Annotated in this window: 8 protein-coding genes; 1 reads left to right on the plus strand and 7 read right to left on the minus strand. The window is 58.1% G+C overall.

Going from position 1 to position 12,494, the window contains the following annotated elements; genetic code table 11:
• Positions 1-347: 347 nt before the first annotated feature.
• The 4 genes from RDN66_RS04375 to RDN66_RS04390 all read right to left on the minus strand — a co-directional run bounded on the left by RDN66_RS04375 (position 348) and on the right by RDN66_RS04390 (position 3,340).
• Positions 348-1,109, minus strand: coding sequence for an amino acid ABC transporter ATP-binding protein (locus RDN66_RS04375; protein ID WP_035897623.1), 762 nt, complete (start codon positions 1,107-1,109; stop codon positions 348-350).
• Positions 1,102-1,767, minus strand: coding sequence for an amino acid ABC transporter permease (locus RDN66_RS04380; RefSeq protein ID WP_035897621.1), 666 nt, complete (start codon positions 1,765-1,767; stop codon positions 1,102-1,104). The genes RDN66_RS04375 and RDN66_RS04380 overlap by 8 nt, the downstream gene beginning before the upstream one ends.
• Before the next feature lie 15 nt (positions 1,768-1,782).
• A complete protein-coding gene (locus tag RDN66_RS04385) occupies positions 1,783-2,424 on the minus strand; it encodes an amino acid ABC transporter permease (protein WP_035897619.1) in 642 nt (213 codons plus the stop codon).
• A 64-nt stretch (positions 2,425-2,488) separates the two neighbouring features.
• Positions 2,489-3,340: a transporter substrate-binding domain-containing protein gene (locus RDN66_RS04390; RefSeq protein ID WP_035897617.1), complete on the minus strand. Its 852-nt coding sequence runs from the start codon at positions 3,338-3,340 to the stop codon at positions 2,489-2,491.
• A gap of 233 nt (positions 3,341-3,573) precedes the next feature.
• On the opposite strand from RDN66_RS04390, the gene RDN66_RS04395 reads away from it, so the two are divergent.
• A complete protein-coding gene (locus RDN66_RS04395) occupies positions 3,574-5,037 on the plus strand; it encodes a PLP-dependent aminotransferase family protein (RefSeq protein WP_308537583.1) in 1,464 nt (487 codons plus the stop codon).
• Here the strand turns inward: RDN66_RS04395 and RDN66_RS04400 are convergent.
• From RDN66_RS04400 to RDN66_RS04410, 3 genes are read right to left on the minus strand one after another with little or no spacing between them, the layout of a single operon-like run.
• Positions 5,034-8,129, minus strand: a complete 3,096-nt coding sequence (locus RDN66_RS04400; protein ID WP_115074575.1) for an efflux RND transporter permease subunit — start codon at positions 8,127-8,129, stop codon at positions 5,034-5,036. The genes RDN66_RS04395 and RDN66_RS04400 overlap by 4 nt on opposite strands.
• 13 nt (positions 8,130-8,142) lie before the next feature.
• Positions 8,143-9,213, minus strand: coding sequence for an efflux RND transporter periplasmic adaptor subunit (locus RDN66_RS04405; RefSeq protein ID WP_202216263.1), 1,071 nt, complete (start codon positions 9,211-9,213; stop codon positions 8,143-8,145).
• A 53-nt stretch (positions 9,214-9,266) separates the two neighbouring features.
• A complete protein-coding gene (locus RDN66_RS04410; protein WP_202216264.1) occupies positions 9,267-11,993 on the minus strand; it encodes a cation-transporting P-type ATPase in 2,727 nt (908 codons plus the stop codon).
• Between the last annotated feature and the right edge of the window lie 501 nt (positions 11,994-12,494).

Consider the following 12,494-nt stretch of genomic DNA (forward strand, 5'->3'; position numbering starts at 1 on the left):
CGCTGGAAATCGGCGAGCCGAAGAATGGAAGACAAGGTCAGGACGCCATGGATGGCGGACTGAGGCGAACCGAGACAGGGATGTCGAGTTTCGCCGTGCCGCAGGCTGGAATTCGTAGGCGAGCGTAGTGCGAAGCACCGATTTCCCTGCGGGGCCGCGGGGATTGTTAAGGGGGATGCGGTTATCCCCCTTAACACGTTCACCGGTGAAAAGTCCTCATATTCTACCCAGCGTAAAGTGAACGGAACCCTTCACCACACTGGCATATATTCAGCTTTCCCCTGGAGTTTATGTAAAAGAGACTGCTTCTAGGGAGAAAACCAGGAGAGCCGCCCACGTTGTTTGAACTAACGACTACTTTGCAAAAACTGCCTCACCCGCTCCGACTTCGGCGCCGTAAAGAAAACCTCCGGCGGCGCTTTCTCAATCAAAATTCCCTTCTCCAGAAACACCACTTCGTTCGACACCTGGCGGGCAAACTCCATCTCGTGCGTCACCACCACCATGGTGTAGCCCTCCGCAGCCAGCGACTTCATCACGCTTAGCACCTCGTTCACGCGCTCCGGGTCGAGCGCCGAAGTCGGCTCGTCAAACAGCAGCACCTCCGGCGACATCGCCAGCGAACGGGCAATCGCCACCCGCTGCTTTTGCCCACCGGAGAGAGTTATCGGGTAAGCCTCTGCTTTGTGCTCCATCCCCACCTTCTCCAACTGCTGATGCGCAATCTGCCGCGCCTCATCGCGCTTCATGCCTTTTACATGCAGCAATGCTTCCATCACGTTTTGCAGCACCGTCAGGTGCGGCCACAGGTTGAAGCTCTGGAACACCATCCCTACCCGCTCGCGAATCTTCGACAGCTCGCGGTGCGACATACTTTTTCCGGAGTGGTCATCAACGCCAATGCGCTGCCCACCGATACGGATTTCGCCGCGGTCGGGCTGCTCCAGCCAGTTCATGCAGCGCAGCAGCGTCGATTTTCCCGAACCGGACGAACCGAGAATGCTAACCACCGTCCCCTTTTCCACCGTCAGATTGATATCGCGCAGCACCTCGACGTTATCAAACTGCTTGGAGACATTTTTGACGCTTACCGCCGTGGTATCAGACATGGCTCATTCCTCTTTTAGCGCTATAAACACTCAACCGTTTCACCAGCAGTTCGAGCACGATGCTGATAGCCCAATACAGCGCAATGGCGACAATAAAGGCGTTAAACGGAATAAAATAGGTTGCCTGCACGCTGTTCGCGGCGGCGGTAATTTCCTGTACGGTAATAATGCTGAGAAACGCGGTGTCCTTCAGGCAGATAATCAGCTGATTGCCCAAAAGCGGCAGCGCAGAGGAGAAAATATTCGGCAGAACGATGCGGCGAAAAATGGTGTAGCGGGAGAAACCCTGCACCACAGCGGCTTCAATATAGCCGTTGGAGAATACCCGACGCTGGCTGCGGAGAATCTCAAAGAAATAGGCACCGTGGTAGATAATTAACGCCACCAGCCCCGCCGTCCATGCGTCCAGGCTAATGCCCAGCTCCGGCAATCCGTAATACAGTAAATAAGCCAGAATCAAAAACGGAATCGCCCGCATCAGGTTCACAAACCCAACAATAACGTTATTCAGCACCCGCTTCTGGTATTCGGTGAAATAGCACAGCAGCGTGCCAATCAACAACCCACATACGGCGGCAGTAATAAACAGTTCAAGCGTCGCCAGCAGGCCGGCAATAAAATTGTCGTGCTCGGCCCAGATAATGGCCCATTGGTTCATGTGTCCTCCCGAGGCTTATCGCGCCAGTCGTTTTGCTTTGCGTTCCGCCAGGCTCTGAAGCTTGAGCAGCAGACCAATAATCACCACGTACAGCAGACCGGCGGCCAGGATGGGTGACAGCGGTTCATAGGTGACGGAGGCGATGCGGTTGGTGACGCGGGTGAGATCCACCACGCCTATCACCGCAATCGCCGGGCTGCCCTTAATCAAAAAGGACATTTCGTTCACCAGCGCAGGCAGGCTCTCCAGCCACATTTGCGGCAGCATGATGTAGCGGAAATAGGGCCAGCGGCGCATCCCTACCGACTCTGCCGCTTCGCGCTGTTCACGCGGGAAGGTGCGAAAGGCGTTGCGCCAGATTTCGGCATTAAACGCCGAGGTATTGAGGGTCAGCGCGACAATAGCTGCCACCGTTTTGTCGAGGTTAATGCCCACCGTCGGCAGCGATAAAAAGAGAAACAGCACCAGCGTCACCAGCGGCGTGGCGCGGGCAAGGCTGATATAGATAACCAGAATCTGGTCGATGACCGGGATTTTCATCATGCGCACAAAGGCGATAATCAGTCCTATCACCACCCCAAAGGCGATGGCGATGGCCGAAATCCAGAGGGTCGTCCATGCGCCTTCGATCAGTAACTGCCATGCTATTGCGTCCATGGTGCCCTCCTGAGGTTAATCGGGGTATAGCTCCCGGCGTCGCGTGGCTCGGCCGGGCAACGCTTTACTGGCCGGCGAGCTTGTGGAACTGCGCGGCGCTGGTGATAGGTTCGGTTGGCAGGTCATCATAGGTTTCGCCAAACCATTTTTTCTGCAGCTCAGCGAGCTTGCCGGTTTCACGCATGTGGTTGATAAATTTGGTCATGTACGCCAGCAGCTCCGGCGAGTTTTTCGGAATTGGCCAGGCCATATAGCCCGGGCCGGAGACCGGCAACCCCTTGGCGAAGACCTTCGGCTTGGCTTTTACCAGGTCGTTCACGGAAATCACCACGTTAATCACGTAGTCGAGACGTTTATTGGCTAAATCGGCGTAGGCTTCCGGGTAAGAAGGGTATTCCACAACCGGGCCGAGCTTGCCGCCGGTTTTTTCAATCATCGCTTTCAGCTCCGGCAGGCGGGCTAATAGCGCGCTGCCTGCCTGGAGGCCGACTTTTTTACCGCTGAGATCGGCAATGGTATTTAATGAGTTATCGCCCGCACGCTTCACAAAATAATGCTGCGCAGAAGCCCACGGCGGGGTGAAATTAAACACGTTGAGGCGTTCATCGGTGACAACGGCACCGGTTAATGCCATATCGTACTGTCCGGTGGAGACCGCTGCTAATAACCCGGTCCACGGCAGAATACTTTGCGTGACGTTGAATTTGGCGTACTCGCGCAGCGCTGCCAGCATATCTTTGTTAAACCCATCGGCATTGCCGTTATTCATAAAGTTAAACGGCGCGTAGTCATCCTCGGTTGCCACTTTTAAGGTCCCGGACTTTTCAATTTCTGGCAAATCAGCGGCGGCGACCTGTAATGAAAAGGTCATTGCCATCACGGCGGCCAGATAATACGAACCCATCGTTTTTTTCATCGTTTGACCCCTACTCAAATATGCCGAACACGTTTATTCCAGACGCTCTGGAACCGTTGCAAGATGTGTGCCGACAGACGCATTTTTTAACGATGGCTGGCGACGTTTTTACTGTAGGGAGACTTTTTGCATTCTGAATAGAGCCAGTTTTCGCACGCGCTTGTGTCAGACGATTTCAGCCTGGTACAGAAATTGCTGCACTCAGGGAAAGCGGATATTCGAAGGAGCAGCGTATGATTCGGCACTTATTGCACGTGGATTTTGACCACCAGCGCGGGTTGCAGGAGCAGGTTCGCGAATCGCTGGTCAACGCCATTCTCGGCGGCATTTTCGCCGTCGATACGCCGCTGCCGTCGTGTCGACAGCTGGCGCAGCAGCTTCAGGTTTCGCGCAATACCACCGCGCTGGTGTTTGAAAGCCTGGTCAACGAAGGCTATCTGGTCAGCCGTCCGCGCAGCGGGTATTACCTGCATCCGGACTACCACGCGCCGCGCCTTTCTGCCGCCGCGCCTGCACCCGCCAGCGGCGATTCTGCACCATCGTGGGGCAAACGACTCAACATCACTCCCAGCCAGCAGGAGTCTATCCTCAAGCCTGCCGGCTGGATGAACTACCGCTATCCGTTTATCTATGGCCAGCCCGATACCCGTCAGTTTCCGCTGGCCAGCTGGCGGTCGGCGGCAAACTGGCTGCACGGCGGCATGCGCGACCCGGCGTGGGTTGTCGACCATATCGACCAGGATGTACCGATGCTGATTGAGCAAATCCGCACCCGCGTGTTGCCCAAACGCGGCATCGTTGCCGCGCCGGATGAAATTCTGATTACCCTCGGCTCGCAGAATGCGCTCTACCTGCTCACCCGACTGCTGATGTCGCGCCAGACCCGAGTGGGCGTGGAGAACCCCGGTTTTCGCGAGGCGATAAATACCTTTCTGCTCGGTGACAGCGACATCGTGCCGCACCCGGTGGATGAAGAAGGGATTGTGCTCAGCGACACACCCTGCGACTACTACTACGTGACGCCAGGCCACCAGGTGCCGACCGGCGTCACCATGAGCAAGACCAGACGTAGCCAGCTACTGGCGCACGCCGCGCAGCATGACGCGGTGATTATTGAGGATGATTACGATTCGGAGAGTAACTTCCAGGCCAATCCGCTGCCCGCGTTGAAGGCCAGCGACCGCAGCGGGAGGGTGATTTACGTCAGCAGCCTGTCAAAAGCGCTGTCGCCGGGGCTGCGTTTAGGATTTATGGTCGCCGACCCGGATCTGATTGATGAAGCCCGCGCCCTGCGTCGGCTGGTTTACCGCCATCCGCCGACCAACATTCAGTACCAGATGGCGCATTTTCTCGCTCAGGGTCATTACGAGACGCACCTGCGGCGCTACCGCGATGACTCCGCCCGGCGCTGGGACAGGCTGCATACCGCGCTGACGACGCTGCTGCCGGAGTGCCAGCCGCTGCCAGGCTGCGAACACGCCAACGCCTTCTGGCTACGCACGCCCGCAAACATCAGCACTCAGCAGCTCACCTGGCGCGCCGCCCATACCGGGGTGTTGATTGAGCCCGGCGCACGGCATTTTCTTGATGCGGCGCCGCCGGACAATTTCTTCCGTATGGGCTTTCACGCCATTAACCCCGACGCCATTGCGCCGGGGGTGGACGTGCTGCGAAGCCAACTGGCGCAGATGGGTTAGCCCGCCTTGCGGTGCGCCCACTCGCGCAGGCGCTGGAACAGCACGTAGAGCGACGGGATAAACAGGATGCCAATCACCGTCGCCACCAGCATGCCGCTGAACACCGTGGTGCCAATTATCCGGCGGCTCTGCGCCCCGGCCCCGGTGGAGAACATCATCGGCATGATACCGATAATAAACGACACCGCGGTCATCATCACCGCGCGGAAGCGACGGGTCGCCCCCTCGCGCGCGGCCTCGACGATAGAGAGCCCGGACTGCCTGCGCTCGCGAGCGAATTCGACAATCAATATCGCGTTTTTCGCCGCCAGCGCGATAAGTAGCACCAGGCCAATCTGCACGTACACGTCGTTGGCATAGCCCGCCGTCCATAGCCACAGCAGCGCACCACCGATGGCGAACAGCACCGACAGCATGACGCTCGCCGGTAGCGTCCAGCTTTCATACTGTGCCACGAGGAACAGCCACGCCATCGCTACCGCCGCCAGCACAATCCACACCGCCTGGTTGCCGGTCTGCTGCTCCTGCCAGGAGAGCCCGCTCCAGGCGTAGTCGTAGCCCTCCGGCAGGTTCGCCTTGAGCAGGTTCTCCATCTCGGTCATCGCCGTACGGCTGCTGACCCCTTCCGCTGCCGAACCGCTGACCGATACCGACGGGAACTGATTGAACTGCTGAATAAACGGCGCACCGACGGTTGGCGTTACGGTGACCAGGTTGCTCAGGCGAACCCGCTCGCCCTGGTTACTGCGCACAAACAGTTCGCTGATTTGCTCGGCGCGCTCACGCCACTGCATCTCGTTTTGCATCACCACGTGGTAGACGCGGTTGTTGATACTAAAGTCGCCAGCGCGCGCGCCGCCAAAGGCCGTTTGCAGGCTGTTAAAGATGCGAGAAACCGGCACGTCCAGCCTGGCGGCCTGGTCGCGGTCAACGGTTAAGGTCAACTGCGGAACGTTACTGCTCCAGGTGGTGAACACACGGCTAAGCTGCGGATGCTGGTTGGCCTTCATCAGAATGGCGCGCGTCACCTGCTCCAGTTCGGCTGGCGTTTGCCCGGCCTGCGCCAGAATACGCAGGTCGAAGCCCGCAGCGCTGCCAAGGCCCGGAAGCGTTGGCGGCGCAAACAGCATAATGTTGGCTTCCGGCATCGCCATCAACTGATGCTGAAGCTCGCCCATCACCGTCTCCAAAGGTGCACGCTGCGACCAGTCTTTCAACATCAGCGAGATAAAGCCGCCGTTTGAGGCGCTGGTGCCGCTCAGAATGCTAAAGCCAGACACCTGAATCACATCCTCTACCGCCGGATGCGCGCCCAACAACTCGCGCGCCTTCGCCATCACCGCTTCGGTTCGCTCAAGCGAAGCAGACTCTGGCAGTTGAACGTTGGCAAACACGTATCCCTGATCTTCCTGCGGCAGGAAGCCTTTCGGCATGCTGGTAAAGCTGAACGCCACCAGCAGCGCAGCAAGCAAGGTGCCCGCTACCGCCACCAGTGGACGACGGTTCATCCACGCCACCAGCTTGCCGTAGCCGTCGCGGGTGGCGTTCAGCCCGAGGTTAAACCACTGAAAGAAACGGGCGGGCTGCTTGAGACGAGGACGCAGCAGCAGCGCGCACAGCGCTGGGGTCAGCGTCAGCGCCACAATGCTGGAGAGCGTGACCGCCGTGGAGAGCGTCACCGCAAACTGGCGATACAGCTCACCGACAATACCCGGCAGCATTGCCACCGGCACAAACACCGCCAGCAGCACCAGCGTGGTGGCAATCACCGGCCCGGCAATCTGGCGCAGCGCCAGCCCGGTAGCTTCCAGGCGGTTCATCCCTTCCGCCATGTGCCCTTCGACGCTTTCCACCACCACAATGGCGTCATCCACCACCATGGTCAGCGCCAGAATAATCGCGAACAGGCTGAGCGTGTTGGCGCTGTAACCCAGCAGGTAGAGCACGGCAAACGTCCCCACCAGCGACACCGGGATCGCCAGCGCCACAATCAGCGTGGCGCGCAGGCTTTGCAGGAACAGGGAAACCACCGCCACAACCGCCAGCAGCGTCAGCGCCAGCGAGGTACCAATCTCTTTAATCGTCGCCGCCACAAAGCGGGTGGTGTCAAACTTCACTTCCCACATCAGATCCGCCGGGAAGCGGCTTTGCAAACGGGTCAGTTCATCCTGCACCACCTTTGCTACCTGTAACGCATTGGCGGTTGGCGTGGGGTAAATCCCCATATACGCCGACTCCACGCCGTTAAGCTGAGCGCTGGAGCTATAGCTGCGCGCGCCAAGCTCAATGGTTGCCACGTCAGACAATCGCACCAGTTGGCCCTGCTCACCGCTACGCACCACGATGCGGCGGAACTCGTCGGCGTCGGTCAAACGCCCCAACCCATTAATGGTCAGCGTCTGCTGCTGGCCATTAAATACCGGCGGTGTACCGATTTGCCCGGATGCCCCCTGCACGTGCTGCTCATTGAGCGCCTGGGCGATATCTTCACTGGTGATATTCATCGCGTTCATGCGATCCGGACGCAGCCAGATGCGCATGCTGTAATCGCGCGCGCCAAACATCTGCACCTGACCGACGCCCGGCAGACGCGCCAGCGCTTCACGCACCTGAGTACTGGCGTAATTGCTTATCTGTAAGGAGGAGAGCGAGCCTTTTGGGGAATAGAGGCTAACCCCCATGAGCAGGTTGCTGGCGCGTTTACGCACCTGCACACCGTTTTGCTGCGCTTCGGTTGGTAGCTGCGCGACCGCCTGGGAGACGCGGTTTTGCACATCAATCGCCGCCATGTCCGGGTCGGTTCCGGCGGCGAAGGTCAGGTTCAGGCTGTAGCCACCGTCGTCTGAGCTGGTCGACTCCATATAGAGCATATGGTCAACGCCGTTCAGCTGCGTTTCCAGCGGCGCGGCAATGGCTTCCGCCACATCCTGCGCGCTGGCGCCCGGCCAACTGGCGCTGACGTTAACCACCGGCGGAGTGATTTGCGGGTACTGCTCCACCGGAATGAGCTTTAGCGCCACCGCGCCAACAAAGGTCATCAGCAGCGCAATCACCATCGCGAAACGCGGGCGACGAATAAAGAACGTCAGCATGCTCTCTCCTTACTTAATTCAGCAGCGTGACGGTGGCACCGTCGGTCAGACGCTGGGCGCCTTCGGTGACAACACGCTCACCCGCTGTTAACCCCTGCGCGACCGCAAAGGTTTGTCCTTGTTGGCCATCCAGCGACAAACGACGCTGCCCGGCCTTGTTCTCTGGCGTCACGACCCAGCTAAAGTAGCCCTGCGCGTCCTGCTGTACCGCTGCCGCTGGGATCATCACCCGTTCGGCGGCTTCCTGCTGGCGCAGGGTGACCGAAACGTTACCGCCCGGCAGCAATCGATGCTGCGGGTTAGCAAACTCCGCGCGTATCGTCACGCTGGCGGTGCGGGCATCAATACGATTGTCGACCGAGGTCAGGACACCATCTTCACGCTGGCCATCGAGGGTAATTTGCGCCAGCCACGCCGCCTTCAGCGCACGGATATCCGCATGCTGCCCGGCTTTGGTGTAGAACGCCGACTCATCCAGCGCGAAGCTCACGCGGATAGGATCCAACTGCACCACGTCTGCCAGCACGCCGCTGGCTGGGTTAACCAGCGTACCGACGTGAAACGCGCTATGGCCCATGCGCCCGCTAACCGGCGCGGTGATACGGGTGTAATCGAGGGTAATTTGCTGTGCAGAAATCCGGGCTTTTGCCTGCTCAACGGCAGCGGCCGCCACGTCGCGCTGCATCTGCGCGTTATCAACATCGTTGCGGCTGATGGCCTGGCTGGTGTTCAGACTCTGATAGCGCGAGAGCAACTGCTGTGCCTGACGCAGTGAGGCTTGCGCACTTTTGAGCTCCGCCTGCGCCAGCGCTAACGCCGCGCGGGGTTGAGCGTCATCGAGGGTAAACAAGAGGTCACCTTTATTGACCTCCTGTCCATCCTGGAAATGGCGCTTCACGATGGCACCTTCGGTACGGGCGCGAATTTCAACGGCGTGAATAGCCTCTACGCGCCCCGGCACCTGACGCTCAGCGGCGTGTGGAGCCTGCTCAACGGTAATCACACGAACCGGTACCGAAGCCAGGGCCGGTGCGCAGGCGGCCAGGCCACAGGCCAACAGGGCGAGGCGGAAGGTTTTTCTCATGGGGAAGTCCTTGCAGGGCAAGGCCCCCCTCCGACTGGAGAGGGGCTTATCAATTACGATGTGGTTTTACGGAAACGGCGGGTCAGACGTTTTTCCACTTCAACCACCAGGAACATCGCCACGCCAATCACCAGCGTGATACCCCAGTAGCGCAGAGGCAGCGCTTCAGTGCCGAACAGCGTCTGCATCAGCGGCAGGTAGATAATCGCCATCTGGAGCAGAAGCAGCACGCCGGTTACCAGCCAGATGCCTTTGTTCTTCAGCAGACCGCTGTTCAGGGAGAAGCGGTCGCTGCTGCGGCAGTTAATCATGTAGACCCACTGCGCGGTTACCAGCATCTGTAACAGCACGGTGCGCACGAACTCGGCGCTGTGGCCGCGCGGTGCCAGCCAGGCCTCAAGGATAAAGGCGGCAATGGCAATCATCGAACCGACGAAGGCGACGCGCCAGACGGCAAAGGCATCCATCACGTGCTGGCCGGTTTTACGCGGCGGACGGTTCATCACGTTACGCTCAGCAGCTTCAAACGCCAGGCCAAAGGAGAGCGTGGCAGAGGTCGCCATGTTCATCCACAGAATCAACACCGGGGTGAGCGGGATGATATTGCCCGCCAGCAGGGCGATGATAATCAGCAGCCCCTGCGCCAGGTTGGTTGGCATAATGAACAGAATCGTCTTCTTCAGGTTGTCGTATACGCGACGCCCTTCTTTCACCGAACTGGCGATGGTCGCAAAGTTGTCATCGGTCAGAACCATGTCGGCGGCCTCTTTGGTCACCTCGGTGCCTTTAATACCCATGGCGATACCGACATCTGCCTGACGCAGCGCTGGCGCATCGTTCACGCCGTCGCCGGTCATGCCGACGATTTCGCCGTTCTCCTGCAACGCTTTCACCAGGCGCAGCTTATGCTCCGGGCTGGTACGCGCGAAAATGTCGTACTCCAGCGCCGCTTTTGCCAGCTCGGCGTCATCCATGTGCTCCAGCTGGTAGCCGGTCATTGCTTCGCTGCTGTTTCGGATCCCCAGCATCTGGCCAATGCTCATGGCGGTCTGCGGGTGATCGCCGGTGATCATCTTCACGCGGATCCCTGCATTCTGGCAGGTATGAATCGCATCAACCGCTTCCGGACGCGGCGGGTCCATCATCCCGGCAATGCCGAGGAAGATAAGACCTTCCTGCAGGTCGCTGTGGTCGAGGGTTTTCGCCCCCGGCGCGGCTGGCTTAGTGGCCGCTGCCACCATGCGCAGCCCCTGGCTGGCAAAGCGCGCCATTTCTGCTTCCCAGTAGCTACGCTCGAACGGCGTAACGCCACGGGCGGTCTGCTGCTGCTGGCACAGTGCAAAGAGCACATCCGGTGCACCGGTGACCATCACCACTTCTTCGTCATCCAACTGGAAGTGGGTAGACATGTACTTGTACTGCGAGTCGAACGGGATCTTGGCAATCAGCTGGGTACGCAGCGGCTCAAGGTTGGCTTTGGCCGCCAGCACCTTCAGTGCGCCTTCGGTTGGACCGCCGGTAATGCCCCAGTGGCCCTGCGCGTCCTGAATCAACTGGCTGTCATTACACAGGTCGATGGTACGTAGATACTTCTCCAGCACGGTGTACGGCTGTACGTTGACCGGCTCGTTGCTGCCTTCCAGGTAAATGCTGCCGTGCGGCTCGTAGCTGTTGCCGTCCACACGGTAGCAGCTGTCGGCGGTGATAATCGCCTTCACGGTCATTTCGTTCATGGTCAGAGTGCCGGTTTTATCCGAGCAGACCACGGTCATCGCGCCCAGGGTCTCGACGGTTGGCAGCTTGCGGATGATCGCACGCTTGCGCGCCATCGCCTGTACACCCAGCGACAGGATAATCGAGATAATGGCTGGCAGACCCTCAGGTACCGCGGCAACCGCGAGGCTAATCAGCGACAGCAGCAGTTCACCCAAAGGAATGTCGCGCAGCGCCATGCTGAAGACAAACAGCGCGCCCATCATCGCCAGGATAATGGCGAAAATCGCTTTGCCGAGCTTGTCCATCTGCACCAGCAGCGGCGTACGGTGCTTTTCGATACCGGCCATCATCTGGTTGATGTGACCCAGTTCAGTCTCCTGTCCGGTCGCCACGACCACGCCTACGCCGCCACCGGCGCTGACGGTAGTGCCGGAGAACACCATATTGGTACGGTCACCGAGCGGCAGTTCACCGTGCAGCGCATCGGTGTGCTTATCCACCACGGTGGACTCACCGGTCAGAATCGCTTCTTCCACGCGCAGGTTGTGCGCTTCAATCAGACGCATGTCCGCAGGAATTCGGTCACCCGCGCGCAGTACCACGATATCGCCCGGCACCAGTTCGGTGGTTGCCACCGTCTTATGGCTACCGCCGCGAATCGCTCGCGCGTCGCTGGACAGCATATTGCGGATGCTTTTCAGCGATTTCTCCGCATTGCTCTCCTGAATGTGACCAATCAGGGCGTTAATCACCGTCACGCCAAGAATGACAAAGGTATCGACCCAGTGCCCCATCACGGCGGTCAGCGCCGCCGCGGCCAACAGGACATAAATCAGTACGTCGTTGAAGTGTGCCAGAAAGCGCAGCCACGCGGGCTTGCCCTTTTTCTCCGGCAGCGCGTTCGGGCCATAGGTGTTCAGACGCTCGGCCGCATCATCCATGCTCAGGCCGTCAGGCTGGCTATTCAGCTGCGACAGCACCTGCTCGGTGGTCTGCTGGTAGGCGTGCTCATGTGGGTCATAGCCCGCGTGCGGCACGTTTTTATTGTTCATCATTTTCGACATGATAGGTTTCCTTTTAAATTCCTGCTAACGGAAAGCCTGAATTCACTTTCTGGCCAAGGCGACGTCATTGAATAATATCGACGAGCAAAAAAATATTTATTAAGCCAAAATATTTTTTGCTTTTTAAATTTCAAAATGACATTAAGTTGATTTACTAATATTAATATTACAGAATGTTCCTAAACCCCATCTAAACGAGGTCATTATGTTTGGAATCTACAGAGGACGCCGCCTGGCGCTGTACATCGCGCTGGCTATCGTGATTGCCACGCTGGTTGGATATAGTACTTATACTTTTGTAAAATTATTATCATGAGCATGACGTTAATTTACGAAAGCTATATTTAATTTAAACCAGAACATTATTTCACTTCTCGGCATGCGATTATTATCGTAGGTCTGGTTATTTATTTTAATTATTCGATAAAAGGTCTGTTTAATTAGAAACATTGCGTTCCATTAAAAATTACCGGACAATAATATCTTTAACTAAAGATTAAC

Origin of the sequence: uncultured Kluyvera sp., assembly GCF_902485085.1 — a bacterium.
GTDB classification, from domain to species: domain Bacteria; phylum Pseudomonadota; class Gammaproteobacteria; order Enterobacterales; family Enterobacteriaceae; genus Kluyvera; species Kluyvera ascorbata.